The sequence below is a fragment of the Pigmentiphaga sp. H8 genome, assembly GCF_003854895.1.
Classification (GTDB): Bacteria; Pseudomonadota; Gammaproteobacteria; order Burkholderiales; family Burkholderiaceae_B; genus Pigmentiphaga.
On record NZ_CP033966.1, the window covers coordinates 2,741,149 to 2,767,428 of the forward strand.

At 68.8% G+C, this 26,280-nt stretch carries 22 protein-coding genes and 1 tRNA gene; 16 read left to right on the forward strand and 7 right to left on the reverse strand.

The genetic code is table 11. From position 1 onward, the window contains the following. Nucleotides 1–18: 18 nt before the first annotated feature. The 8 genes from EGT29_RS13035 to EGT29_RS13070 all read left to right on the forward strand — a co-directional run bounded on the left by EGT29_RS13035 (nucleotide 19) and on the right by EGT29_RS13070 (nucleotide 10,851). Entirely contained in the window at nucleotides 19–1,161 is a 1,143-nt protein-coding gene (locus EGT29_RS13035) for an acyl-CoA dehydrogenase family protein (protein ID WP_161567812.1), read from the forward strand. After that, entirely contained in the window at nucleotides 1,158–2,561 is a 1,404-nt protein-coding gene (locus tag EGT29_RS13040) for an MmgE/PrpD family protein (protein WP_124689403.1), read from the forward strand. Before EGT29_RS13035 ends, EGT29_RS13040 begins: the two co-directional genes overlap by 4 nt. Before the next feature lie 82 nt (nucleotides 2,562–2,643). Further along, nucleotides 2,644–4,314, forward strand: a complete 1,671-nt coding sequence (locus tag EGT29_RS13045; RefSeq protein ID WP_124689404.1) for a hydantoinase B/oxoprolinase family protein — start codon at nucleotides 2,644–2,646, stop codon at nucleotides 4,312–4,314. Continuing rightward, a complete protein-coding gene (locus tag EGT29_RS13050) occupies nucleotides 4,311–6,359 on the forward strand; it encodes a hydantoinase/oxoprolinase family protein (RefSeq protein WP_124689405.1) in 2,049 nt (682 codons plus the stop codon). Before EGT29_RS13045 ends, EGT29_RS13050 begins: the two co-directional genes overlap by 4 nt. A gap of 61 nt (nucleotides 6,360–6,420) precedes the next feature. After that, complete coding sequence (locus tag EGT29_RS13055; RefSeq protein WP_161567813.1) at nucleotides 6,421–7,401, forward strand: tripartite tricarboxylate transporter substrate binding protein; 981 nt, start codon at nucleotides 6,421–6,423, stop codon at nucleotides 7,399–7,401. Between the two features lie 11 nt (nucleotides 7,402–7,412). Continuing rightward, complete coding sequence (locus tag EGT29_RS13060; protein ID WP_124689407.1) at nucleotides 7,413–8,285, forward strand: amidohydrolase family protein; 873 nt, start codon at nucleotides 7,413–7,415, stop codon at nucleotides 8,283–8,285. Then, nucleotides 8,282–9,763, forward strand: coding sequence for a class I adenylate-forming enzyme family protein (locus tag EGT29_RS13065; RefSeq protein ID WP_124689408.1), 1,482 nt, complete (start codon nucleotides 8,282–8,284; stop codon nucleotides 9,761–9,763). Before EGT29_RS13060 ends, EGT29_RS13065 begins: the two co-directional genes overlap by 4 nt. A gap of 173 nt (nucleotides 9,764–9,936) precedes the next feature. After that, nucleotides 9,937–10,851, forward strand: a complete 915-nt coding sequence (locus tag EGT29_RS13070; protein WP_124689409.1) for an AraC family transcriptional regulator — start codon at nucleotides 9,937–9,939, stop codon at nucleotides 10,849–10,851. Here EGT29_RS13070 and EGT29_RS13075 read toward each other — a convergent pair. The 3 genes from EGT29_RS13075 to EGT29_RS13085 form a co-directional block, all read right to left on the reverse strand. Further along, nucleotides 10,839–12,089: an MFS transporter gene (locus tag EGT29_RS13075; protein WP_124689410.1), complete on the reverse strand. Its 1,251-nt coding sequence runs from the start codon at nucleotides 12,087–12,089 to the stop codon at nucleotides 10,839–10,841. The genes EGT29_RS13070 and EGT29_RS13075 overlap by 13 nt on opposite strands. Before the next feature lie 2 nt (nucleotides 12,090–12,091). Beyond that, the gene (locus EGT29_RS13080; RefSeq protein ID WP_161567814.1) at nucleotides 12,092–12,703 is read right to left on the reverse strand and encodes an isochorismatase family protein; all 612 of its coding nucleotides are present in this window, start codon (nucleotides 12,701–12,703) and stop codon (nucleotides 12,092–12,094) included. A 219-nt stretch (nucleotides 12,704–12,922) separates the two neighbouring features. Then, nucleotides 12,923–13,867 carry a LysR family transcriptional regulator gene (locus EGT29_RS13085; RefSeq protein WP_161567815.1) on the reverse strand — a complete coding sequence of 315 codons (945 nt, stop codon included), beginning with the start codon at nucleotides 13,865–13,867 and terminating at the stop codon, nucleotides 12,923–12,925. A gap of 114 nt (nucleotides 13,868–13,981) precedes the next feature. Here EGT29_RS13085 and EGT29_RS13090 point away from each other — a divergent pair, with 114 nt between their 5' ends. From EGT29_RS13090 to EGT29_RS13100, 3 genes are read left to right on the forward strand one after another with little or no spacing between them, the layout of a single operon-like run. After that, complete coding sequence (locus EGT29_RS13090) at nucleotides 13,982–14,923, forward strand: SMP-30/gluconolactonase/LRE family protein (protein ID WP_124689413.1); 942 nt, start codon at nucleotides 13,982–13,984, stop codon at nucleotides 14,921–14,923. Further along, the gene (locus EGT29_RS13095) at nucleotides 14,920–15,885 is read left to right on the forward strand and encodes a tripartite tricarboxylate transporter substrate binding protein (RefSeq protein WP_124689414.1); all 966 of its coding nucleotides are present in this window, start codon (nucleotides 14,920–14,922) and stop codon (nucleotides 15,883–15,885) included. The genes EGT29_RS13090 and EGT29_RS13095 overlap by 4 nt, the downstream gene beginning before the upstream one ends. A gap of 2 nt (nucleotides 15,886–15,887) precedes the next feature. Beyond that, a complete protein-coding gene (locus EGT29_RS13100; RefSeq protein ID WP_124689415.1) occupies nucleotides 15,888–16,550 on the forward strand; it encodes a DUF4286 family protein in 663 nt (220 codons plus the stop codon). Here EGT29_RS13100 and EGT29_RS13105 read toward each other — a convergent pair. The 3 genes from EGT29_RS13105 to mfd are packed head-to-tail and all read right to left on the reverse strand — an operon-like array spanning nucleotide 16,525 to nucleotide 21,612. Beyond that, nucleotides 16,525–17,178, reverse strand: coding sequence for a TetR/AcrR family transcriptional regulator (locus tag EGT29_RS13105; RefSeq protein ID WP_124689416.1), 654 nt, complete (start codon nucleotides 17,176–17,178; stop codon nucleotides 16,525–16,527). The genes EGT29_RS13100 and EGT29_RS13105 overlap by 26 nt on opposite strands. Before the next feature lie 59 nt (nucleotides 17,179–17,237). Continuing rightward, nucleotides 17,238–18,098, reverse strand: coding sequence for a phosphoserine phosphatase SerB (gene serB / locus EGT29_RS13110; protein WP_124689417.1), 861 nt, complete (start codon nucleotides 18,096–18,098; stop codon nucleotides 17,238–17,240). Between the two features lie 28 nt (nucleotides 18,099–18,126). Beyond that, nucleotides 18,127–21,612, reverse strand: a complete 3,486-nt coding sequence (mfd, locus tag EGT29_RS13115; protein ID WP_124689418.1) for a transcription-repair coupling factor — start codon at nucleotides 21,610–21,612, stop codon at nucleotides 18,127–18,129. A 69-nt stretch (nucleotides 21,613–21,681) separates the two neighbouring features. Here mfd and ispD point away from each other — a divergent pair, with 69 nt between their 5' ends. The 5 genes from ispD to EGT29_RS13140 all read left to right on the forward strand — a co-directional run bounded on the left by ispD (nucleotide 21,682) and on the right by EGT29_RS13140 (nucleotide 25,209). After that, nucleotides 21,682–22,410 carry a 2-C-methyl-D-erythritol 4-phosphate cytidylyltransferase gene (gene ispD / locus EGT29_RS13120; RefSeq protein ID WP_124689419.1) on the forward strand — a complete coding sequence of 243 codons (729 nt, stop codon included), beginning with the start codon at nucleotides 21,682–21,684 and terminating at the stop codon, nucleotides 22,408–22,410. Beyond that, on the forward strand, nucleotides 22,407–22,958 hold the full coding sequence (ispF, locus tag EGT29_RS13125) for a 2-C-methyl-D-erythritol 2,4-cyclodiphosphate synthase (protein WP_124689420.1): 552 nt from the start codon (nucleotides 22,407–22,409) through the stop codon (nucleotides 22,956–22,958). Before ispD ends, ispF begins: the two co-directional genes overlap by 4 nt. A 25-nt stretch (nucleotides 22,959–22,983) precedes the next feature. Continuing rightward, nucleotides 22,984–24,078, forward strand: a complete 1,095-nt coding sequence (locus EGT29_RS13130) for an adenosine deaminase (protein WP_124689421.1) — start codon at nucleotides 22,984–22,986, stop codon at nucleotides 24,076–24,078. Between the two features lie 5 nt (nucleotides 24,079–24,083). After that, nucleotides 24,084–25,064 carry a tripartite tricarboxylate transporter substrate binding protein gene (locus EGT29_RS13135; protein ID WP_124689422.1) on the forward strand — a complete coding sequence of 327 codons (981 nt, stop codon included), beginning with the start codon at nucleotides 24,084–24,086 and terminating at the stop codon, nucleotides 25,062–25,064. 68 nt (nucleotides 25,065–25,132) lie between these two features. Then, nucleotides 25,133–25,209: transfer RNA gene (locus tag EGT29_RS13140), tRNA-Val, on the forward strand. Between the two features lie 90 nt (nucleotides 25,210–25,299). Here the strand turns inward: EGT29_RS13140 and EGT29_RS13145 are convergent. After that, nucleotides 25,300–26,244, reverse strand: a complete 945-nt coding sequence (locus EGT29_RS13145; RefSeq protein WP_124689423.1) for an AraC family transcriptional regulator — start codon at nucleotides 26,242–26,244, stop codon at nucleotides 25,300–25,302. Nucleotides 26,245–26,280 lie beyond the last annotated feature (36 nt).

Sequence of the window (26,280 nt, forward strand, 5' to 3'; positions counted from 1 at the left end):
ATGAATTATTCAAGCCCCATGCAGCAAGATTGCACGCCGGAGCTGGCCGAAATGCGTCCCGCCATCCGCCGTTTCGTCGGTGAACGGCTGGAGCCCCTGGCCCGCCAGATGGACCAGGACGGCCAACTGGCGCCTTCCGCGCTGGCCGAGATGCGCCAACAGGGCTACCTGGGCATGCGCCTGCCCGCCGAATACGGCGGAGGGGGATTCGACCTGGCCACCTATTGCCTGGTGATGGAGGAAGTGGCGCGCTCGCACCGCGTCTTCACGGTCATGCTCGATTGCACCAGCGGGCTGACGCCTATCGGCATCGCGCGCCATGGGACGCCGGCGCAGCGCGGCAAATACGTCGCCCGGCTGGCCAGCGGCGAATGGCTGGGCAGCTTCGCGCTGACCGAGCCCGAGGCGGGGTCGGACGCGGCCGCCTTGCGCACCACGGCGGAGAAAACGGCGGGGGGGTGGGTGATCAACGGGCTGAAGCAGTTCATCAGCGCCGCGCATCGTGCGCAGGTGGTCATGGTGCTGGCCGTGACCGATGCGGCGCGGCGCGCGCGGGGCGGCATCACGGCCTTCCTGGTGGACCAGGGCACGCCGGGTATGCACATCGCGCGAGTGGACAAGACCATCGGCTCCGATCCCATCGAACTGGCCGAGATCCGCTTCGACGGCTGTTTCGTACCCGACGAGGCGGTGCTGGGCGAGGTCGGCGGCGGATTCGGCATCGCCATGGGGTCGCTGGCCAGCGGCCGCATGGGAGTGTCGGCCGCGTGCATAGGCACGGCCGACCGGCTCTTGGAAGAAGCCGTGGCCTACGCCAAGACCCGCGTCACCTTCGGCCAGCCACTGGCCGACAGGCAGGCCATTCAATGGATGCTGGCGGATTCGGCCACCGAACTGGCGCTGGCGCGGTCGCTGGCCTACGACACCATGCGGCGTATCGATGCAGGCCAGGACGCGGGCACGGCCACCAGCATGGTCAAGCTGTTCTGCTCCGAGATGGTGGGGCGGGTGGCCGACCGGACGGTGCAGATACTGGGCGGCTCGGGCCTGATCCGCGGCGTGCCGGTCGAGCGTTTCTATCGCGACGTGCGGCATTACCGCATCGGCGAAGGCGCATCCGAGATCCAGCGCATGCTGATCGCCCGGGCGTTGTTGAAATGACGGCCCGCCCGCCGAACGTCGACGGGGAAAGCCGGCCGCTGGCGCGGCGGCTGGCGGCGTTCGCGCTGGGCCTGCGGCGCGCGGACCTGTCGCCGGCCCGGCGCGGGAAGGTCGCGCTGATCCTGGCGGACTTCCTGGGCTGCGTGCTGGCCGGATCCAGCCTGCCCGAGGCCGAATCGGCCTTCGTGCTGGCGCAGCCGGGCGAAGTTCGGATTCCCGGCGCGCCGGCCGGCCTGAGTCCGGAGTCGGCCGCCATCGCGATGAGCACCCTGGGCTCGCTGCTGCAATGGCACGACGGCTACGGCAGTGGCGGCAATCATCCTTGCAACACCATCATTCCCGCGGTGTGGTGCATGCGCGAGGACCGGAGCATGGCATCGGTCCATATGGCCATCGCGGTCGGCTACGAGGTCGCGAACCGGCTGGCGGCCAGCGCGCATCCGGCCCTGACGCTGGCGGGGCTGGCGCCGACCTCGTGCACCGGCGCGATCGGGGCGACCGCCGCATTGGGACGCCTGCTGGAACTGGACGAGGACACCCTGGCGCGCGCGATCGGCAACGCGGCCTTTTCGTTTCCCGCGGCGGCGCTGCGCGGCCTGACCGAACACGGTTCGGCGGTGCCGCTGCATGGCGGCCTGGCGGCGCGCTGCGCCATCGAATCGGTGAAGCTGGCGCGCGCCGGCCTGGGGGCGGGCGCACGTGTCTTCGAGGGCGGCGCCGACCCGGGCGTCCTGGACGTGCTGCGCAGCCGGGGGCTCGCGCAGGATCCGGAAACCTGGCGCGGCGAGACGCTGGACGGCGTGTACTTCAAGCCCATTCCCGCCTGCCGCCATGCCCAGCCGGCCATCGATGCCATCCAGGCCATCTGGAGCGGCGGGGCGTTGGCCGCGCGGGACATCGAACGCGTCGACGTGCACACCTATCCGGTCGCGCTGCGCTTCGGACAGGCGCCCGGACCGTCGCACGAGCTGTACGACCGCCTGATGAGCGTGGTCTGGACCGTGGCCAGCGCCTTGTGCCACGGCCGGTACGACCTGTCGAACGTACGGAGGCCCGCTGTCGAGCCGGAGGTGACGCGGCTGTATCCCCGCATCCACCTGCATGTGGACGAGGCGTATGCGGCGCTATATCCGCGCTACCTGCCGGCGCGGGTCGAGATCGCGCTGCGCGGGGGCGGCCGGCGCACCGGCACCTGCATGATGGAGTACGGCACGCCGTCCGAACACGGCCCCTATTCGCCGGGCGGCACGCACGTACCGCCGCTGGACAAGGCTGGGGTGGAGCACAAGTTCCGCGAGCTGGCGCGTGCCGCGCTGGACGACGGACAGGCGGACGCGCTGTGGCGCGAGGCGAGGGCGGTGGAGGACTTGACCGGCCAGGCGGCGGCCGAGGTTGGCTGATGCGGCTTTCTAATTGTCCTATTGACAGAACAATAGATCATAAATAAAGTCCTCCGGAGTATCTTGAATGCAAGAGGGGCGCATGTCGGAAGTCAAGCTCGATCCGGTCACGCTGGCGGTCCTGAAGGGGCGGCTGGAGCAGATCGCCGATGAAATGGACGCCACGCTCTACCGCAGCGCGTTCAATCCCATCATTGCCGAGGCCCACGATGCCTGCCATGGGATCTACGACGGCGCGACCGGCGATACGCTCGTGCAGGGCAAGTCGGGCCTGCCGGTGTTCGTCGGGGCGATGGCCTTCGCCGTGCGCGCCGCGGTCCAGGCGGCGCAGCCCCTGGGCGGCATGCGCGAGGGCGAGGTCTGGCTGTTCAACGACCCCTACGAAGGCGGCACGCATGCCAACGACTTCAAGCTGGTCAAGCCCTTCTTCCTGGAGGGGCGGCTGGTTTGTTTCCTGGCCTCGGCGGCGCACTGGCACGACGTGGGCGGCAACGTCCCCGGTAACTACAACCCGGCCGCCACCGAGTGCTGGCAGGAAGCGGTCCAGATCCCGCCGGTGCGCATCGTGCAGCAAGGAGAGGTGAATCCCGACGTGCTGGCCATCCTGCGCGCCAACACGCGGATGCCCGACAGCCTGTGGGGCGACCTGAACGGGCAGCTCGCGGCGCTGGAGCTGGGCGAGCGCCGCCTGGCCGAATTGTTCTCGGCCTATGGCGAACCGCGGGTGACTGGCGCCATGGGCGCCCTGCGCGAGCGGGCGCGCAAGCTGATGCGGGCGCACATCGCGTCGCTGCCCGATGGCCGCTATTCGTTCGAGGACTACCTCGACAATGACGGCATCCGCGACGAGATGCTGCGCGTCGCGCTGGACATGACGGTGGAGGGCGAGCGGCTGGTGCTGGACTTCTCGCGCACCTCGGGTCCCTGCGCGGGCGCGGTCAATATCTCGCGCGCCACCGCGGTGGCGGCCTGCTATGTCGCGCTCAAGCATCTGTTTCCCGATGTGCCGGCCAATGCCGGCGTGCTGGACGCGGTCGAGTTCGTGATGCCCGAGGGGCTGCTGATCACGGCGCAGCGGCCCCGGCCGGTCGGCGGCTACACCGAGACCATCCTGCGCATGATAGACGTGGTCTTCAGCGCGGCGGCGCAGGCCGATCCGACGCGCGCCGTGGCCCAGGCCTACGGCACGATCAACGCGCTTTCCATCGCCGGGCTGCGCAGCGACGAAGGGCGCCAGGGCCAGCGCTGGGTGATGTTCAGCTTCTTCGGCGGCGGCCACGGCGGCCATGCCGGCGGCGATGGCCTGAGCCACGGCAACGCGCCCATTTCCACGGCCACGATACCGCCGTTGGAAATCATCGAGGCCGCGTATCCCGTGCGCTTCACGCAGTGGTCGCTGCGGCCGGATTCAGGCGGGCCCGGCATGCACCGGGGCGGCCTGGGCGCGATCTACGAGATCGAACTGCTGGAGCAGTCAGCGCAGGCCTTCGTCTTCGGCGAACGCGGCAAGTCGGCTCCCAAGGGCATCGCGGGAGGCGGCAACGGCGCGCTGAACCGGTTCAGCTACCGTGTGGACGGCCAGTGGCGGACCCCGCCCATGGTGTCGAAGATGATGGGCATACCGCTGTCCCGCGGCGACCGGGTCAGGCTGGAGACGCCGGGCGGAGGCGGTTATGGCGATCCCGCGCGGCGCGACGGCGCCGTCGTGGAGCGCGACCGGGCCATGGGATATGTGACGGAGGGTGGGCAGTGAGCGGGCAGCAGCGGGTCGTCGGCGTCGACGTGGGAGGGACATTCACCGACTTGTTCGTGCTGGACGAGGCGGACCAGTCGGTGGCCGTGGTCAAGGTCCCGTCCACGCGAGGCGAGGAAGCGGTGGGCTTCATGAATGGCATCGCGCGGCTGGACGATGCCGCCGACGGCGCGGCGGGTATCGCCACCATCATCCATGGCACCACCGTCGGCACCAATGCGCTGCTGGAGCGCAGGGCCGCGCGCACGGGACTGATCACCACGCGCGGCTTCGCCGACGTGCTGGAGATGCGGCGGCGCGACCGGCCGCATACCTGGGGGCTGCGCGGAGAATACCTGCCGCCGGTGCCGCGCGACCTGCGCAAGGAAGTGGACGAGCGCGTGCTGGCCGACGGCTCGGTCCATACGGAAGTGGACCTGGGCCAGGTCGCGGCCTGCGTGGGCGAACTGCTGGCGCAGGGGTGCGAGGCGGTCTGCGTCTTCTTCATCAACACCTATGCCAACCCGGCCAACGAAGCGGCAGCGGTGGCGCGCGTGCGCGAATTGTGGCCCAACGACTGCGTGACCTCGTCGGCCGAGGTCCTGCCCGAGATCCGTGAATTCGAGCGCGTCTCCACGGCCAGCCTGAACGCGGCATTGCAGCCCGTCGTGGGCGGCTACCTGCGGCGGCTGGAAGGCGACCTGCGCGAGCGCGGCTTCGACGGGCAATTGATGATCGTGCAGAGCAACGGCGGCGTGATGTCGCGGCAGACGGCTTGCGAGCTGCCGGTGCGCACGACGCTGTCCGGACCCGCGGCGGGCGTCATCGCCTGCGCCGCGATCGCGCGGGCGGCGGGCCATCCGGACGTGATGACGGGGGACATGGGCGGAACCTCGTTCGACGTCTCGCTGGTGGTGGACGGGCGGGTGGCGCTGGCCGAGCAGACCAGCATCGCCTTCGGCATGGTCGTGCGCTCGCCGATGATACAGATCGAGACCATAGGCGCCGGCGGCGGGTCGATCGCCAAGGTGGATGCCGGCGGCATGCTGCAGGTGGGGCCGGAATCGGCGGGCAGCCGTCCGGGGCCGGCCTGCTACGGGCATGGCAATCCCTACCCTACGGTCACCGACGCCAACCTGCTGCTGGGCCGCATCGACGCCGCGCGGCCGCTGGGCGGCGGGCTGTTGGGCAAGCTGGACGTGGAACTGGCGCGCGCCGCCATCCAGACCCATGTGGCCGAGCCGCTGGGCCTGGACGCGCTGGAAGCGGCCGAGGCCATCCTGACCGTGGCCAACGCCAAGATGGCCGGCGCCTTGCGCCTGGTGTCCATCGAGAAGGGACACGACCCGCGCCGCTTCGCCTACATGCCCTTCGGTGGCGGAGGCGGGTTGCACGTGTGCGCGATGATGCGCGAAACCGGCGTGGAAACGGGCATCGTGCCGCGCTATCCCGGCGTGACCTCGGCGCTGGGATGCGTGATGGCCGACTTGCGCCACGACGCGGTGCGGACCATCAATCGCGGTCTGGGCGACGTGGATTTCGAAACCCTGCGCGCGCTGGTGTCCGAGTTCCGCGAACGCTGCGACACGCACCTGGCCTCGGCCGGCGTGGCCATCGCCTCGGTGCGCGAGGAACTCTTCCTGGACATGCTCTACCAGGGCCAGACCCATACGGTGATGGTGCCGGTCGAGGCCGACCGCCTGGACGCGCAGGCCGTGGCGGCCGCGTTCGAAGCGGCGTACCGTACCGAGTTCGGAAGGCTGCTGCCCGGCATCCCCGTACGCATCATGAACCTGCGCTACGCACGGGTGGGCGTGCGGCCGAAGTTCGACCTGCGCCTGCTGGCGCCGCCGGGCGATGTATCGTCCGGGCCGGCCGGCACGCAGCGCGTCCACGTCGATGGCGCCTGGACGGACGTGCCGCGCCATGCGCGCCTGGACCTGCCCGTGGGTACGCGGGTAGAGGGGCCGGCCATCTTCGAGCAGCCCGATACCACCGTGTGGCTGGAGCCGGGTTTCTCGGCCACGACCGACGAGCACGGCAACCTGATCCTGAAACCGGTTTGACCCGGGCGGGATGGCCCGCCCGGCATGCGATGCAAGTCCTGTAGACGATGAGGTAGGCGAAATGAGATCCCGCATCAAGCTTCGTGAGCATCTGGCCATCCTGTGCGCCGCGCTGGCGGCCGGCGCCCCGGCCGCGGTCCGTGCGCAGGACTATCCGTCGCGCCCGGTCATGATGATCAATACCTGGGCGCCGGGCGGCCCGTCCGACGCCATCATCCGACCGCTGCTGGAGAAGTTCTCGCAGAAGTTCGGCCAGCCCTTCGTGCTGGAGAACCGCAGCGGTGCCAACGGCAGCATAGGCACCAGCTACGTGGCGCGCTCCCGCAACGATGGCTATACGCTGTTGTTCGCCAACGTCGGACCGATCGCCATCAGCCCCTGGCTGCCCGACAAGCCCAGCTACGATTCGATCAAGGACTTCCAGCCCATCGGGCAGATCGTGTCGGGGTCCACGGTGCTGGTGGTGGCGCCGTCGTTCCCGGCCGGCAACATGCGCGAGTTCATCGACTACGCGAAGAAGAACCCCGGCAAGATCACCTACGGATCGGTGGGCATAGGCAGCAGCACGCACGTGGCGGGCGCCACGCTGGCCAAGATGGCCGGCATCCAGATGGTCCATGCGCCGTACCGGGGATCCTCGCAGATCCAGGTCGACATCATGTCCGGCCAGATCCAGTCCGCCTTCGTGAGCCTGGGCGGGGCGCTGGAACTTATCCGCGCGGGCAAGCTCAAGGCGATCGCGGTCAGCACCCAGTCGCGCTCGTCGGTGCTGCCCGAGGTGCCGGCGGTGTCCGAGACGGTGCCGGGCTTCGACTTCAATGTCTGGTACGGGCTGATGGCGCCAGCGGGCACGCCCAGGGACGTGGTGCAGACGCTGGCCGACGCGCTGAAGGAAACGATGGCGATGCCGGACATCAGGAACCGGCTGCTGGCCAGCGGCCTGGATCCCCATCCGACCGGCCCGGCCGAGTTCGCCAGGAAGATCGAGCAGGACCTGGCGGCCTGGAAGCAGGCCGTCGCCAATGCCAACCTGACGCCGTAACCGAGGACGCGATGACCTCACACAGCTACGACATCCCGGCCATCGACGCCGTGGTCAACATCTGGACGCCGGAGCTGCTGGCGCAGCGGCCCAAGCGCGATGCCTTCTACAGCGGCAAGATGAACGTCGATACCGCCGTCATGCAGGGCTTGTCGCACGAAGACATGCTGCGTCGCATGGATGCCGCCGGCATCGAGCAGGCCTTTCTGATCGCCGCCAAGGTCGGGCCCTGGCAGCACCGCGCCAGTTATCACGTGCCCTACGAGGCGGTGGCCGAGGCGGTCAATCGCCATCCGGACCGCTTCCACGGGCTGGCCGGACTGGATCCCACGGAAGGCATGCGGGGCGTGCGCGAACTGGAGAAGGGCGTGCGGGAGTACGGCTTCATCGGCGCGCATTTCTACCCCCATTGGTTCGAACTCGCACCCGACCATGCGAAGTGGTATCCCTTCTACGCCAAGTGCGCGGAGCTGGACGTGCCGGTACAGCTCCAGGTGGGGCAGTCCATGATCTACGATCCCTCGCACCGGCTGCGCAGCGTGGGCCGGCCCATCTGCCTGGACGCGGTGGCCTGCGATTTTCCCGAGCTGAAGATCATCGGGATACACGTGGGCATACCCTGGACCGAGGAGATGATCGCCATGGCCTGGAAGCATCCCAACGTCTATATCGGCACGGATGCCCACAGCCCCCGGTACTGGCCCGAGGCCTTCGTGAAGTACATCGACAGCTACGGCCAGGACAAGGTGATATTCGGCACCGATTTCCCCATCCTGGACTTCAAGCGGGCGCGCGACGAAATCGAGGCCCTGGGCCTGCGCCCCGGCCCGCGCGAAAAGCTGCTGCGCGCCAACGTGCTGCGCGTCTACGGGCTGGACCGATGAGTGCTGTCATGCCGATGCGCGGCGCGAACGTCGCGGACCAGCTGGCCCTGCACGCCAGCCAGCGGCCCACCAAGCCCGCCATCATCCATCGCGAGCGGGTCATCGACTACCGGCGGCTCGACCTGCTCGTGCGTCAGTGGGCCTCGCTATTGCTGGAGACCGGCGTGCAGCCCGGCGACGTGGTGGGCGTGGCGCTGAAGGACACGCCCGAGCACCTGGTGATGCTGTATGCCGTGGCGCGGGCGGGGGCGGTGATCCTGCCGGTGGACTGCCGCTGGCAGGCCGGCGAGAAACTCAGGGTGGCGCGGCATTTCGGCGCGCGCTGCGTATTGGTCGAGCCCGGGGACGATTTCGCGCCCGGGTTGTGCATGGCGGTCGACGAGGCCTGGCTGGCCCGCTCGGAACGGGTGGTGGCGCGCGACCGCTATGCGGACGAGGACCGGGGCTTCTGCCTGTCGCTGTCGTCGGGGACCACGGGGCGCCCCAAGGGGCCGCTGCTGTCGCACGCGCAGTTCATGAGCCGCTTCTTCACGCACTACGCCGACCTGGGGTTCGGCAGCCGCGAGACTTACATCAACGCCACGCCGCTGTACTTCGGCGGCGGGCGTGCGTTCTCGGTCTCGTCGCTGTACGTGGGGGCCACGGCGGTGCTGTGCCCGCCGCCCTACAAGGTCGAGGAACTGGCCGCCGAGGTGGCGCGGACCGGCGCCACGATCACCTTCCTGGTGCCCACGCTGCTGCGCCGCGTGTTGCAGGCCGATCCGCGCGACGTGGCGCCGCTGCGCGGCCTGCGCACGCTGATCTCGTCGGGCTCGCCGTTGACGGCCGAGGAAAGGCGCCGGATCCGCAACGAGGTCTGTCCCAACTTCATCGAGTACTACAGCTCCACCGAGGGCGGCGGCGTGACCGTGCTGTCCAACCAGGAACTGGAGGCGCATCCCGCCTCGGTCGGCCGCCCGGTGTTCGGCGTGCGCCTGGAAATCGTCGACGACCAGGACCGGCCGCTGCCGCCGGGGGCGGTCGGACGCATCCGCTATGACGGCGCCACCGTGGCGCAGGGTTTCCACCGCGACGAGGAAGCCAGCATCGAGGCCTTCCGCGACGGTTTCTTCTACCCGGGCGACCTGGGCTACCTGAACGAAGAAGGCTATCTGTTCCTGTGCGGCCGGGCCAAGGACATGATCATCCGCGGCGGCGTGAACATCTATCCGCTGGAGATCGAGTCCATTCTGATGACGCATCCCGACGTGCAGGAGGCGGCGGTGGTGGGCGTGCCTTCGAAGGAGTTCGACGAGGAAGTGGCGGCCTTCGTGACGACGCGCGGTACGCGCGACGCGGCGGCCCTGGCGGCCTGGTGCCGGGAACGGCTGGCTCCCTACAAGGTGCCGCGCCATTTCCATTTCGTCGACGAGTTCGAGCGCAACTCGGCCGGCAAGATCATCAAGCAACGCCTGGCCGAGGGGTTGGTCCCCCGTTAGCGCGGCATTGCCCATTTTCGCATCATCGCCCGCAAACCCGCATGCTTGCTGGCGCCGGATGATTTGTCCGCAGCCTTTCCCCAGGGTTGTTCACAGTGAGTGGGGATAAGTCCGCCCTCCGGTCCGGGGGCCGGGTAGTATATGCGGGTCCTTCCCGCCTTCCGGGAGATCCCGTGAACCCCGACCGTTCCCCGACCGCCGCCCGCTTGCGCCGGGTATTGATGGATACCGGCGCCTACAGCCTGCACCAGTCGTTCGACTACGGAGGACGGCTGGCCGGCAGCGTGGTGCATTGCAGCTTCGATGCCCATGAGCTGTCGTGTCCGGCGCTGCCTCACATGCTTCTGCTCGTCTCGCACGAGTACCGGCTGAGATCGGCCAGGTTCGATCTGGGCTGGGGATACCGCGACCACTTCGTCAATTTCGCCAATCCGCTGCACCTGATTCCGCCCGGTACCGCCTTTCGCTGGGTAAAGGACGGCCCGGCGCGGGTGTCGCTGCTGACGTTCGACCAGCAGGCGGCGCTGGAGATGTTCGACGAACTGGGGTGCCGGCGGCCGGTGGACGGCATGTGGTCGCTGGCCCAGCGCGGTTTCGTCAGTCCGCTGATCTACACGGCCCTGGGGGCGTTTTCCCAGGACCTGGGGGCCGGGCACGGGTCGCGCCTGCTGTCCGACAGCTTCGGCGCCCTGGTGCTGAATGAACTGGGCAAGAAATGGCGGGCGGAGCCCGCAGGCGCGACGGCCTCGCGCCTGGGTCCCCAGGCGCTGCGCAAGGTCACCCGGTACATGGACGAACATTTGGCCGAGGATGTTTCTCTGGCCGAGCTTGCTGCCTTGTGCGGTTTGAGCCGCTACCATTTCCTGCGCTGTTTCAAGGCCGCGCAAGGCGTGTCGCCGTATCGCCATCTGACCGCGATGAGGGTGGAGCGGGCGCGCCACCTGCTGGCGACGACGGACCAGCCCGTCTCATATGTCGCCAGCGTCTGCGGCTTCGCGTCGGCGGGCGCAATGGGCAGGGCCTTGAAGAAGGCCCTGGGCAGTTCGGCCTCGGCCTACCGCGCCACGGCCGGCCACTACGACGCCTGAGCCTGCGCGCCGGCCTCGACCTTGCGCGGCGCCGTTTCCTTCAGGAACAGCGACACCACGGTACCGAGCGCGATGCCCCCCAGCGCCAGGTACAGCGTGTACTGGATGCCGTGGTGCTGGGCGATGTAGCCGGCCACCACCGGCGCGACCCCGCCGCCGAATATCTCGCCCAGGCCGCTGACCGTGCCGATGGCCGAGGCCACCATGCCGGGAGGCGCCGCTTCGGTAGCGATGGGGCCCGTCATCAGGGCCAGCAGTCCGAAGCAGAAGAACGACACCACCAGCAGCACGCCGAACAGCGCCCAGGGCGAGGCCTCGGTCCGGATGAAGGCGTACAGGGCCAGCGCGGCGCCTATGAAGGCCAGGAAGGCGGCCGCGCGGCGGCCGATGAAGTCCGAGATGCCCGGCACGGCGAATTCTCCGAAGAACCCGCCGATGCCGATGGCCGAGACCACCAGTCCCATCTGCTGCGGCGTCAGCTTCAGATAGTCGGTCAGGTAGTTGGGCACCATGGCGCCCACCACGAAGATGCCGGTCATCGCGCACAGGATGGAGCCGACCGCGAGCAGCAGGTTGCGCCGGCGCAGCAGCTCTTTCCAGGACAGCGTGGCCCCGGCCGCCGGCGCGGCGGGCAGTCCGGCCTGGACGCCCTTGCCGGGTTCACGGATGACCTTGTACATGAACCACGCCAGGATCAGGCCCGGCACCGCCGACAGGAAGAACACGTAATGCCACGAGGGCAGCACGTCCATCAGCTGGGTCGCGATGATGGGCGCCAGGCCCAACCCGAACAGCGGGAAGGCGCTTTGCTGCAGCCCCTGGTTCAGGCCGCGGCGCCGGGGATGGGACGCTTCGCCGGCCGCGGCCACGCTGGCAGGGCAGAACGAGCCCTCGGCAACGCCCATGACCGTGCGGATGAGCATCAGGCTGATCAAGCCGGTGGCCAGCCCCGACAATCCGGACAGGCAGGAAAACGCGATGGCGGCCGGGATCAGGACCTTGCGTCGGCCGACGCGGTCCGAGACGCGGCCCATGGTGATGGAGAACACGCCCCAGGCCAGGCTCAGCACCCCGATCAGCAGGCCGAGGTCCTGGTAGGACAGGTCCAGGTCCTTCATCATGAAGGGGAACATGGGGGCGAGCAGCCAGCGGTCCAGGCCCATCAGGCCGAAGCCCAGCGCCAGGATGGTGACGGCCTTCCATTCATAGGCGGTGTCGTGCGCGTATGTCCGGGCCATGGTCATGCTCCGCCCAGCGCGTCCAGGACCTGGCGCGTGGAGACGACCTTGCCGAACACGCGGTCGATGGTGGTGAGCGTGGCGAGGTGCGAGGCGTCGTCGAAGCCGCCGGTGGCGTCGTCAACGAAGAAGACCCGCAGGTCGCGCATGAAGGCGCTGCGCGCGGTCGACTCGCAGCACACGCTGGTGACCGTGCCGGTGATGATCACGCTGTCGACCGCGTTGCGGCCGCGGATGTTGCGTATGACGGTTTCGAGCCGGGTGTTGTAGAACGCGTCGTAGCGATGCTTGGGGATGACGACTTCGCCGGGACGGGGCGCCAGTTCGGCGATGATCTCGACCCCGGGCGTGCCCGCGCGCATGCCGGCCGTCTTCAGGTGCGGCAGCTGTGTCGTTTCCAGCGGCGATACATCGAACTCGTCGTACAGCACATGCTGGGTGTAGATGACCGGAACGCCGGCTGCGCGGGCCTGGGCGACCAGCGCGGCCATGGCGGGGATGCGCTGGCGCGCGGCGGGAACCTCCATGGGCGCGTCCTGCAAGACGAAGTCGTTCTGCATGTCGACGACCAGCAGGACGGCCTTGGCGGGATCCAGGGAAAGGGAAGAGGGCATGCGGTTGGCCTCCGTGGCGATGGGTGGAAGGCCGAACATAGCGCCGGCGGCCGCGGGCCAAGCGCAGGAAATTGCGGTGATCGCGCAAAAGTTGCGCAGCGGAAGAGGAACTTGCCCATTTTTGCGTCACAGCCCGGAAACCCGCATGGAATCTGGGTGGAACGGGGTTGTGCCCGCGCTGTCCCCAGGGTTTTCCACATCGGCTGGGGATAAACCGGGTCAGCCCGGCGGCCGCGGGCAACTTTCCGGCCGGTCGGGCCAGGTGCCGTCGCGCGCCAGCCGCGCCGAGGTCGCGACGACCAGATCCCGGATGCCGGCCACCGCGCTGTGCGAGGCGCCATGGGAGGTCGCCAGCACCACCCGCGCGGCGGTGCGCAGGTCGGACACCGGGGTGGCCTGGACGCGGCCGGCCAGCCATTCCTCGATGAAGGACGAGACGATCATGACCGAGCTGCCGTTGCCCGCGGCGATCAACTGCACGGTCTGGGCCATGGAGTCCAGCTCGTGCTTGATCCTGAGTGCCAGGCCGCGCTGCTCGGCCTCGCGCGACAGCATCTGGCGCACACGGTGGCGCAGCGTGGGCAGCACGAGGTCCATGCGGGCCAGCTCGGGAAAGGGAACGGCCCGAGCGGGGGGCGTGGAGCCATCCGCCGGGGATACCAGGTACAGGGGCTCGTCGCGCAGGGGATCGATCAGATGGGGGCTGCCGGTCTCGCCCACGGTGAACAGGATGGCCATCTCGAGCCGGTTCTGCTTCAACAGCGTTTCGAGTTCGTCGGTCATGGCTTCGACCACGTGCAGCGTGACGTCGGGATGCGCTTGCTCGACCGTCTGCAGCAGGGGAACGGTCATCATGCGGCTGATGCTGCTGGGAATGCCGATGCGCACGATGCCGCGCGGCGATTCGGCGTCCTGCCGCAGATCGTGTTCGGCGGCCGCCACCATGTCCAGGATGCGGCGGGCGTGGCCGAGCAGCTTGCGGCCGGACGGCGTGGGCTGCACGCCATGGGCATCGCGCACGAACAGGCGGGTACCCAGCGAATCCTCCAGTTTCTGTATCTGCGCGCTAAGCGCGCTCTGCACGACGTGCAGGCGTTCGGCCGCCTGCGAGAAGCTGCCGGTTTCCAGTATGGTGACGAAGTAGCGCAGGCGTCGCAGATCCATGGCGGGCGTGGCCCGGGGGGCATCGCGGATCCAGATGGGGGCATCTGAAAAAACCGTTACCCGGGCTGGGGAACGACTGCCATTATAGGTGGCTGTCCCACCCGTCCTGGTCCCATGTACGCCGCTCCGCCCGATCTGCCCACCGAGGTCTACGCCGCGCTGCCGCCATCCCTGCACCTGACGCAGTCCACGTCGCCCTGGGTGCGCGCGCGGGGAGCCGGCCCGCTGCATTCCTTCCTGGAAGGCCCGGCTTTCGATCGGGACGGGGCGCTGTACTGCACCGACCTCGCCCATGGGCGGATCTTCCGCATCGATCCGGCGGGACGGTTCTCGCTGGCCTGCCGCTACGACGGCGAGCCCAACGGCCTGACGCTGCACCGCGACGGCCGCCTGTTCATCGCCGACCGGCGCCACGGCATCATGGCCATGTCGCCCCGGGACAGCCGTCCACGGACGCTGCTGGCGCCGGACGAGGCGCGCCGGCTCCAGGGCGTCAACGACCTTCTGTTCGCGGCCAATGGCGATCTGTATTTCACCGACCAGGGCGACAGCGCGCTGAACCGGCCCACGGGCCGGCTGTGCCGGCTGCGGCGCGGCGCCAGCCAGGTGGAAACGCTGGTCGACAGCCTGGCGGGCCCGAACGGCCTGGCCTTCGCGCCGGGCGAGCGGCTGCTGTACCTGGCCGTGACCCGCGACAACGCCATCTACAGCGTGCCGCTGGACGAGGCGGGGCGCGTCGGCAAGGTGGGGCGCTTCATCCAGCTGTCGGGCAGCCCGACCGGCCCCGATGGCCTGGCGACGGACATGCGCGGCAATCTGGCCGTCGTCCATGCGGGACTCGGTTCGGTATGGCTGTTCAGCGCGATGGGCGAGCCGCTGCTGCGCATCCGTTCGTGCGCGGGCCGCCGCACCACGAACGCCGCGTATGGCGGGCCCGGCCGGCGCACGCTGTACGTGACCGAGGCGGAGCAGGGCGTGATCCTGGCCGCCAGGCTGCCCGAACCCGGCCTGCCGCTGTACGCACACATGAAGAACGACAACGAGGAGACACCATGAAACGCATCGCGCTTGCGCTATCCATCATGACCGGGGCGCTGGGCACCGCGCACGCCCAGGACTACCCGTCGCGCCCGATACGCCTGATCGCGCCTTTCGCGGCGGGCAGCACCGTGGACATCCTGGCGCGCGCGCTGGCGCAACCCTTGTCGCAGCAGCTGGGCCAGCCGGTGGTGGTCGAGAACAAGGGCGGCGCGGGCGGCAACATAGGCGTGGACATGGTCGCGAAGGCGCCCAGGGACGGCTATACGATAGGGATAGGTACGACCGGACCGATGACGGTGAACCCCGCTCTGTACGGATCGAAGATGCCCTTCGACACCCGCAAGGACCTGGCCATGGTGGGCGTGATCGCCAGCAGCCCCAACGTGCTGCTGGTGCATCCCTCGGTGCCGGCGCGCAGCCTGCAGGAGTTGATCGCCTACGCCCGCGCGCATCCGGGCAAGCTGAACTTCGCCTCGTCGGGCGTGGGCAGCACCAACCATCTGGCCGGGGAGCTGTTCAAGTCGCTGGCGCGCGTCGAGATCGTGCACGTGCCCTACAAGGGCAACCAGGACGCGCTGACCGACCTGCTGGCCCAGCGCGTGCAGATCCTGTTCAGCGGCGTGCCGCCGGTGCTGTCCTTCATCAAGTCGGGCCAGTTGCGCGCGCTGGCGGTGGCCGGACCGGAGCCGTCGTCCGCGCTGCCGGGCGTGCCCACGGTGGCCCAGGCCGGGCTGCCCGGCGCCGAGGTCGTGGCCTGGTACGGCCTGATCGCCCCCGCGGGCACGCCGCGTCCGGTCATCGAGCGGTTGAACGCGGAGCTGCGCAAGGCCTTGGCCCAGCCCGAGGTCAGGGCCCAGTTGGCCTCGGCGGGCGCGGACCCCTCGAACGACGGACCCGAGGCCTTCTCCAGGCTGGTCGATGCCGAGCTGGAGAGATGGCAGCGCGTGATCACGAACGCCAACATCAGGATGGAGTAAGCATGCAAGCAACCGGTTTGATCGCTGTCTGGCTGCACGTGCCGCCGCATCGCGAGGAAGAGTTCCATGCATGGTACGAGCTGGAGCACATCCCGCAGGTGGTTGGCCTGGACGGATTCGTCAGCGGCCGCCGTTATTACTGCGACCAGGTTTTCCCCAAGTTCCTGGCGCTGTACGAGACGCGCGACGAAAGCGTGGAGGATAGTCCGGGCTTCCAGCACGTGGTCACGCATCCGACGCCCTGGTCGGGCCGGATATGGACTTTCTTCGGCAAGGACCGCATCCGGCAGAATCTGGTCCGCCTGGCGTCGGTGGCGCACGGGAAACATCCGGATCCCGGCGCCGTGCTGCTGCGGGCCTTCCGCGCGCCGCGCGACCTGGCCGAAGCAGATGGACTGGAGCAGGGAAGGGCCAGCGCGGACATGCCGGGTTGCACCCAATACCGGTTGTTCCGCCAGGTCCGCGATCCCGGCCATTACCTGGAGATCTTCGATTTCGCCACGCCAACGTACGCGGCGGAATCGGCGCTGGCGGCCTTTTTCGAGCGGCCCGCGCGGCGCCGTTTCGACGACGGCGCCGGGGACGTCGTCCGGCACGTCTACGCGGCCACGGGAACGCCGCTGGTGAAGGGCGAGACGTTCAGGGGCGCAGGTAACCCAGGATGACGTCGACCATGTGGGCCAGCCGTTCGTCCAGCGCGGGGGGCGCCATCAGGTCGCGGCCGAAGATTTCCGACAGCGTGTACTGGTTGGACAGATAGAAATAGGCCACGCTGGCGATGGAGATGTAGAGCTGCACCGGATCGACGCCGGCGCGGAACAGGCCTTGCGCCTGGCCGCGTTCCAGGATGTCGGCCAGCCATTGCACGAAGGGCGAGTGCATGTCCCGCACCTGGGACGAGCGCTTCAGGTGGGTGGCCTGGTGCAGGTTCTCGTTATTGAGCAGGCACAGGAACTCCGGGTTTTCCAGGTAGTAGTGCCAGGTGAACTCGACCAGCCTGCGCACGGCGTCGGGCGGATTCAGCGCTTCCAGGTGCAGTTCCCGTTCGGCCTGGCGGATGGCGGCATAGGCGCGTTCCATCACGGCCAGGAACAGGTCGTCCTTGTTGTTGAAGTAGTAGTAGATCAGCCGCTTGTCGACCTTGGCGCGTTCGGCAATGCGGTCCATGCGGGCCCCGCCCAGGCCCAGCGACGCGAACTCGGCGGTCGCGGCTTCCAGGATGGTCTGGCGCGTGCGCTCGGCATCGCGGGTGCGGGGCGCATCCGCCGAGGCCTTGGCTGGGCGTGGTGACATGGCGGGCAAATCCTGAAAATGGGGCTGGACCGTAACACTACAACAGAAGCGGCCGCGGATCAGCCCAGGGTATCCTCGAACCAGTTCAGGATGCCGTCCAGGCCGCAGACGTTCAGCGCGCGGCTGGTCTGCTCGCGCACCACGGGCTTGGCGTGGTAGGCCACGCTCAGGCCGGCCAGTCCCAGCATCTTCAGGTCGTTGGCGCCGTCGCCCACGGCGATCGCGCGCGCCAGCGGCGCGCCGTGGCGCTGGGCGAACTCGCGCAGGTGGCGGGCCTTGGCGTCGGCGTCCAGGATGGCGCCCTGCACCTTGCCCGTGAGCCGGCCGTTCTCCACTTCCAGCGTGTTGGCGTGCGCCTCGTTCAACTGGAGCCGCTGCTGCAGGCGGCTGGTGAACCAGGTGAAACCGCCCGAGACCAGCAGGGTCTTGATGCCCACCCGCTGCGCCGCCAGCAGCAGGCGCTCGGCGCCCGGGTTCAGCCGCAGCCTTTCCACGTAGACCTGTTCCAGCGCGTCCAGCGGCAGCCCCTGGAGCAGCGCCACGCGGCGCGTCAGGCTTTCGCTGAAGTCGGCGATCTCGCCCCGCATCGCGGCTTCGGTGATGGCCGCCACCTGCGGCTTGAGGCCGGCCATGTCGGCGATCTCGTCGATGCATTCGATGTTGATCAGGGTCGAGTCCATGTCCATGGCCAACACCTTCCAGTCGGCCAGCCGGGCACCCGGTTCGACGTAGGCCCAGTCCACGCGGGCCTCCTGGCAATAGGCGGCGACCCGGGCGCGCGCCGCGGGGGCATCGTCGGCCTCGGTCAGGCGGACGGCGCCGGGCGCGAGTTCGACGATGCGCCGGGCATGGGCCAGGGCCGAGACGTGTTCGATGGCTGCCTGGGCGAGGTCGGGGGCCTGGATAACGAGATGGGTCATGGGTAGGGAATGGAAAGGGGAAACGGGTTCAGACCAGCGACCGCAGCACCGTGCGCACGGCATCCACGCGCGCCTTCAGGTCGGCGCCCTTGATGTCGATGCGCAGCTTGTCCTGGCCCGACAGGCGCATGTGGCGGTTCTTCTGGACCAGGCTGATGACGCGCATCGGATCGATGGGGGGATTGGGCTCGAACTGCAGCACGGCGGCCGATTCGCTGGCATCGATCTTGATCACGCCCACCGACTTGGCCGCCAGGCGCAGCCGGTGGATCTCGATCAGGGCGCGCGCCGCCTCGGGCAGCTTGCCGAAACGGTCGATCAGCTCTTCCTGGATCGTGTCGATGTCGGCGGCATCTTCGCAGTTGGCCAGGCGCTTGTAGATCGCCAGGCGCGCATGGACGTCGCCGCAATAGTCCTGCGGCAGCAGGGCGGGCACGTGCAGGTTGATCTCGGTGGTGGCCGACAGCGGCGCGTTCAGGTCGGGTTCGCGGCCGTTCTTCAGGGCCCGGACCGCTTCGTTCAGCATGTCGGTGTACATCTGGAAGCCGACTTCCTGGATGTTGCCCGACTGCGATTCGCCCAGCACCTCGCCCACGCCGCGTATCTCCAGGTCGTGCATGGCCAGGTAAAAGCCCGAGCCCAGTTCCTCCATGGCCTGGATGGCTTCCAGGCGCTTCTTGGCGTTGCTGGTGATGGCGTCCTCGCCGGGCGTCAGCAGATAGGCATAGGCCTGGTGGTGGGAGCGCCCGACGCGGCCGCGCAACTGGTGCAGCTGGGCCAGGCCGAAGCGGTCGGCGCGGTGCAGCACGATGGTGTTGGCCGTGGGCACGTCGATGCCGGTCTCGATGATGGTGGTGCAAAGCAGCACGTTGTACTTCTGCTGGTAGAAGGCCTTCATGACCTGCTCCAGCTCGCGCTCGGGCATCTGCCCGTGCGCCACCGCGATGCGCGCCTCGGGCACCAGTTCCTCGAGCTTGGCGCGGCGGTTGTGGATGGTCTCGACCTCGTTGTGCAGGAAGTACACCTGGCCGCCGCGCTTGAGTTCGCGCAGCAGGGCCTCGCGTATGGTGCTGCCGTCCTCGCGCCGCACGAAGGTCTTGATCGCCAGCCGCTTCTGCGGCGCGGTGGCGATGACCGAGAAATCGCGTATGCCTTCCAGCGACATGCCCAGCGTGCGGGGAATGGGCGTGGCGGTCAGCGTCAGCACGTCGACCTCGGCGCGCAGCGCCTTGAGCGCCTCCTTCTGGCGCACGCCGAAGCGGTGTTCCTCGTCGATGATGACCAGGCCGAGGTTCTTGAACCTGACCTTGTCCGACAGCAGCTTGTGCGTGCCGATGACGATGTCGACCCGGCCATCGTTAATCTGCTCGATGGACGCGCTGATGTCCTTGGCCGACTTGAAGCGGGACAGCTCGACCACGCGGACCGGCCAGTCGGCGAAGCGGTCGGCGAAGTTCTGCGCGTGCTGCTCGGCCAGCAGGGTGGTGGGGCACAGCAGCGCGACCTGCTTGCTGTTGGCCACGGCGATGAAGGCGGCGCGCAGCGCCACCTCGGTCTTGCCGAAGCCCACGTCGCCGCATACCAGCCGGTCCATGGGTTTGCCCGAGGTCATGTCCTGGATCACGGCCTGGATGGCGGCCGCCTGGTCCGGCGTTTCCTCGAAGCCGAAGGTTTCGGCGAAGGCTTCGTAGTCGGACATGGGCAGCTTGAACATGTGGCCCTGGCGCAGCGCGCGGCGGGCGTACAGGTTCAGCAGCTCGGCGGCGGCGTCGCGGGCCTGGGCGGCGGCCTTGCGGCGGGCCTTCTCCCACTGGCCGGAGCCGAGCTGGTGCAGCGGCGCGGTCTCGGGGTCGGCGCCGCTGTAGCGCGCGATCACGTGCAGCTGCGACACCGGCACGTACAGCGTGCTGCCGCCGGCGTACTCCAGGTGCAGGAACTCCATCTCGCCTTCGCCGATGTCCATGCTGACCAGGCCCTGGTAGCGGCCGATGCCGTGCTGGACGTGGACGACCGGATCGCCCACGCGCAGCTCGGACAGGTCGCGCACCATGGATTCGACGTTGCTGGCCCGCTCCTGGCCGCGCTTGCCGCGGCGGACGGCGTGGCCGGAGAACAGGTCGCTCTCGGTCAGGAACAGCAGCTTGGGGTCGGCCAGGCCGAAGCCCGAGGACAGCGGCGCGATGCCGATCGCGAAGGACGAGGTCCGGCCCAGGAAGTCCTGTACGGACTCGACCGGTTCGGGGTCCAGCCCGAATTCGGCCAGCATCTGGGCGATGGTCTCGCGGCGGCCGGCCGATTCGGCGCACAGCAGCACCCGCTGGTCCTGCCGGGCCGCCAGGGCACGCAGGCGCGCCACCGGGTCGTCGGCCTTGCGCTGCACGGCGACCTCGGGCGGAGAGGTAAAGGCCGGATGCGGGCGGTCGCCGGACAGCGCCAGGCGGGCGAAGCGCTTCAGGTGGCCGAACAGGCCATCGGTGTCCAGGAAGATCCGGGACGGGGGCAGGATGGGGCGCTCGCGGTCGCTCTTGAGGAATTCGTAGCGGCTTGAGGTGTCCTGCAGGAAGCGCCGGATGGTGTCCTCGGCGTCGCCCAGCGTGACCGCGACGGTCTGTTCGCCCAGGTAGTCGAACAGCGTGGCGGTCTCGTCGAAGAACAGCGGCAGGTAGTATTCGACGCCCGGGAAGGCGATGCCGTTGCCGATGTCCTTGTAGGGCGTGGCGCGCGACGGGTCGCCCTCGAATTCCTCGCGAAAGCGCGCGCGGAACTCGTTGCGCGCGGTCTCGTCCATCGGGAACTCGCGGCCCGGCAGCATCTGGATCTCCTTGACGGGATACAGGCTGCGCTGGGTGTCGATGTCGAAGCTGCGGATGGACTCGATGGTGTCGTCGAACAGGTCCAGCCGGTAGGGCAGGGCCGAGCCCATGGGGAAAAGGTCGATCAGGCTGCCGCGGATGCAGAATTCGCCCGGCGCGGTCACCTGCGTGACGTGCGTGTAGTTGGCCAGCGTCAGTTGCGCGCGCAGCGCGGCCTCGTCCAGCCGGTCGCCCTGCTTGAACGAGAACGTGTAGGCCGCCAGGAACGCGGGCGGGGCCAGCCGGTACAACGCGGTCGTGACCGGTATCGTCAGGACGTCCACGTCCTGGCGCAGCAGGGCATGCAGGGCCTTCAGGCGCTCGGAGATCAGGTCTTCGTGGGGCGAGAAGGCGTCGTAGGGCAGGGTTTCCCAATCGGGGAACTGGTGCACCCGCAGGCCGGGCGAGAACAGGCGGATTTCCTCGGCCAGGCGCTGGGCGTCCAGCGGATCGGCCGTGAGCACCGCCAGCGGCTTGCCGGCGCGGCGCGCCAGGTCGGCCAGCAGCCAGGCGTCGCCGGCGCCCGGGGGGCGGGGCTGGGCATAGCGTTCGCCGGGCCGGAGCGCGGCCAGCACGGCTTGCGTCAACGCCGAAGGCAGGCAGGCGGCGGGCGTGCTGGCGGAAGGGGAAGACGTGGAGGCGGTACTGGCTGGGAGGGACATCGGTTTCGCGGAAAGAGCGTCGCCCAGGGGCCGGCGCGGGCGTGGCGGCAATTCCGTATTATAGAAGCCATGAGACCGATTTCCCGATTGATCGCCATCGTGCCCGCCGGCGGCGTGGGCGCGCGCGCCGCCGATCCCGAGCCGGATCCGGTGGCCGCCGCGGCGGTGCGGCCCAAGCAATACCGGCTCCTGGGCGGCCAGCCCATGCTGCGCCATGCGGTCCAGGCACTGTTGCGCGACGACCGCATCGGCCAGGTGGTGGTGGCCGTCGGCCCGGACGACACCTTGGCCGGCGCCGCGCTGGCGGGGCTGCCCCGGGTGACCTGCCTGCCCTGTGGCGGCGCCACCCGCGCCGACACCGTCACCAACGCGCTGGCGCGCTGCGGGGCCGAGGCCGACGACTGGGTCCTGGTGCACGACGCCGCGCGCCCGGGCCTGCCGCCGGCGGTGCTGCGGGCGCTGATCGACGCCTGCCTGGACGACGAGGTGGGCGGATTGGTGGCCATGCCCGTGGCCGACACCATCAAGACCCAGGGCGGCGGCGCCGTGCCCCGCGTGGCCGGCACCGTGCCGCGCGACGGGTTGTGGCAGGCCCAGACGCCGCAGATGTTCCGGGCCGGCCTCCTGCGCCGCGCGCTGGCCCATGCGGCGGTGCGCGGGCTGGCCGTGACCGACGAGGCTAGCGCGGTCGAGGCGCTGGGGCTGGCGCCCCGCCTGGTGGCGGGCACACTGTCGAATTTCAAGGTGACCTGGCCCCAGGATTTCGCCTTGATGGAAAAACTGCTGGACGCAACATGAACAAAGACAAGGACATCGACCCCCGCACCTATCCCTACCGTATCGGGCAGGGCTACGACGTGCACGCCCTGGTCGAAGGGCGGCCGCTGATCATAGGCGGGGTCCGGATCGAGCATACGCATGGCCTCTTGGGCCATTCCGACGCCGACGTGCTGCTGCACGCGGTCACCGACGCCATCCTGGGCGCGGCCGGGCTGGGCGACATCGGCCGCCATTTTCCCGATACCGACCCCGCCTATGCCGGCGCCGACAGCCGGCTGCTGCTGCGCACCGCGATGCAGCGCGTGCGCGAGGCGGGCTGGCAGGTCATCAACGTCGATGCGACGGTCCATGCCCAGGCGCCCAAGATCGGCCCCCACGCGGCGGCCATGGTTGCCAACATCGCCCAGGACCTGGGCGTGCCCGGCGCGTGCGTCAACATCAAGGCCAAGACCAACGAGGCCCTGGGTTTCCTGGGGCGCAAGGAAGGCATCGCCGCGACCGTGGTCGCGATGCTGGCGCGCAAGCCCGACCCTTTCCTGTACAAGGACCTTTACGCGGGGGATTGACCCTGCCTGGATGGAGTTGCCGGACATGACCGAACCCCGAGTTTCCACCGAGGCCGTGCGCGCCTTCTGCCATGCGCTGCCCAAGGCCGAGCTGCACTGCCACCTGCTGGGCGCGCTGCGCCGTTCCACCTTCCATGAACTGGCGGGCGGCAAGGGCGGGTTGTCCAGCCAGCAGATCGACGGTCTGTATGCCCATGGCGAGAAGCGCCAGGGGGCGATTCCGGGGCTGCGCGCGCTGGAGGACTACGGCCTGCGCACGCTGGACGATTTCTACCGCGTGACCCGCGAATACCTGGAGGATGCCCGCGCGCACAACGTGCTGTACGCGGAGTTCTTCTGGAATCCCACGGGTTCAGTGCGCGGCTCTGGACTGTCCTACGCCGCGATCCAGGACGCCATGGTGCGCGCCATCCACGACGCCGAGCGGGACCTGGGCATCGTGGGGCGCCTGGTGCCCGCCATCGACCGCGAGGCGCCGCCCGCCGCCGCGGTGGAAATGGTCGAATGGATGGCCGCCGCCCGGCGCGACGAGGTGCCGGGCATAGGCATCGACTACCGCGAGGCGCTGGGCCCGCCGGAATGGTTCGAGCAGGCCTATGCCGACGCCCGCGGGGCGGGGCTCAAGACCACCGCTCACGCCGGCGAATACGGCCTGCCATGGACCAATGTGCGGACCGCGCTGGACGTGCTCAAGGTCGATCGCATCGACCATGGCTACACGGTGGTCGACCAGCCGGAGCTGGCGCAGCGCTGCGTCGAGTCGGGCATCGTGTTCGCGGTCGTGCCCGCCAATTCGTACTACCTGCGGACACTGCCGCCGGACCGCTGGGCGCTGGACCATCCCATCCGCAAGATGCGCGCGATGGGCTTGCGCATCCATCCCAACAGCGACGATCCCACGCTGCACAACATCACCCAGACCAAGGCCTGGACCATGATGGTCGAGGATTTCGAGTTTCCCGTTGCCGACTTGCGCGGCTTCATGCTGAACGGCCTGGCCGGCGCATGGGTCGACGCGAGCCAGCGCCGCGCCTGGAGCGCCGACTGGAATCTGCGCTTCGATGAGCTGCACGTGCAGCACTTCGGCATCTCCGCCACTCCTTCCCACTCTGCTTCCTGACGACCATGACCGCCACTCTACGACGCGCTTTCCTCGTTTCGGCCCTGGCGCTGGGATGCGCCGCCACCGCGCAGGCCCAATCCTCCTGGCCGGCCAAGCCCATCCGCCTGATCGTGCCGTTCACGGCCGGCGGCAGCACCGACGGCATCGCGCGCCTGGTGGCGCAGAAGCTGGGCGAGCGCCTGGGGCAATCGGTCATCGTCGACAACGTCGGCGGCGGAGGAGGGACCATAGGCACCTACCGGGCGGCCCAGGCCGAGCCCGACGGCTACACGCTGCTGCTGGGCGTGGACAGCCCGGCGGCCATCGCGCAGTACGTCAATCCGCAGTCGGTCAAGTACGACACCGCGCGCGACCTCGTCGCCATCGGACTCATCGCGACCCAGCCCATGGTCATCATGGGCCGGCCGGGCCTGCCGGCGGACTCCTTCGCCAAGGTGCTGGAGATGGCCAAGGCCCAGCCCGACTCGCTGACCTACGCCACCTCGGGCATAGGCACCGTGCTGCATCTGGCCATGGAAATCATCCAGCAGCAGGCCCAGGTGCGCCTGCGCCACGTGCCGTACCGCGGCGGCGCGCAGGCCACCACCGACCTGTTGGGCAACCAGGTCGACCTGGCCATCCTGGCCTCGGGTTCGGCGGTGCCGCTGGTGGCCGCCAGGAAGGTCAAGGGCCTGGCCGTGACCACCGCCCAGCGCCTGCCCACGCTGCCCGACGTGCCCGCCATCGGCGAGCTGCCGGCCCTGAAAGGCATGGCGATGACGGCCTGGATCGGCCTGTTCGCGCCCGCGCGCACGCCGGCCAACGTCGTCGCCAGGCTGAACCAGGAACTGAACCAGGTCCTGCAGCAGCCCGAGGTCAAGGCCAAGTTCGCCGAGCAGTCCGTGGTGCCCGGTACGGGCAGCGCCACGCAATTCGGCGATTTCGTCAAGAAAGAGCAGGCGCGCTACCAGCGCATCGTGAAGGACGCGAACATCAAGGAATGAGGCCCCGGCGCCGTTTGACACATCTTCGAAATTACATGTAGAATTTAATTCTTCGCTGCACAAACAGCAGGCGCGTAGCTCAGTTGGTTAGAGCACCACCTTGACATGGTGGGGGTCGTTGGTTCGAATCCAATCGCGCCTACCAGATTCAAAGGCCCGGTACGAATATTCGTACCGGGCCTTTTTGCATGGTTTTTGCCTCTGCGCGCATTGCGGCGTTGTTGCCGGACGGAGGTCAGGCGGTGGGGCCGTTGCCCCGCTGGACGTGCCTGGCCGGCGAGTACCCGGCCCAGCGCGCAAACGCGCGCGAAAACGCCTTCTCCGAGGTATAGCCCACATGCTCGGCAACTTCGATCAGGGGCATGCGGCGCTCTTCGAGCAGGCCCGCGGCCACCGCCATGCGGTGGCGAAACAGATAGTCCATGGGCGTCATGCCCACGAGGGCCGCGAACAGCGCGCTGAAACGCGAGCGCGACATATGGACGGCATCGGCCAGAGAAGCCAGGGTCCAGTCTTGCGCGGGTTCCCGATGCATCAGCGCAATCGCGCTCGCGATGGACTTGTGCGTGAGTCCGCGCAGCCAATTGGCCCGGTGCGGATGCCTGCTTTCCAGGTGCTCGCGCAGAATGTGGACCAGCAGCAGGTCGGCCAGGCGCGCGGCGGCAAGCTTCCAACCGCTCCTTCGCGCCAACGATTCATCGACCAGCAGGTGCATGGCGCCGGCCAGCCCGCCGCCTACGCTGACATCGCTTGCGCGCAAGTGAATGAACTTGGGCAGGATGGCCATCACCGTGCTGCGGCAGTAGGTAGAGAACCAGGCAAGCGTGGAAAACATCGTCGACACCTCGCCGCCTCCGCCCCACGCCATGACGAAGGGAGTGTCTTCCTCGGGCCCTCCGCGGTAGCGCTCGATCAACTCTCGGAACGGTGTCGGGGGCAGCCCGGGTTCGGAGCACATTACATGCGCGCTGCCGTGCGGCAGCATCACCAGGTCGCCTGGCTGAACCAGAAAGGGGAGATCGTCCTCGACCTGCATCCAGTACGGCCTGCCGGCGACCATGCGGATCATCGCGCCGCTCACGCCGGTCGATTGCAGCGACCATGGCCCGGACAGCGTGAACCGCGCCGTGACGGCGCGCTCACAGCGGCAGATGGCCAGGACTTCGCTCAGAGCATCCACGATGCGCCTTGTTCTTGAATCGAGGGCCGAGCAAGT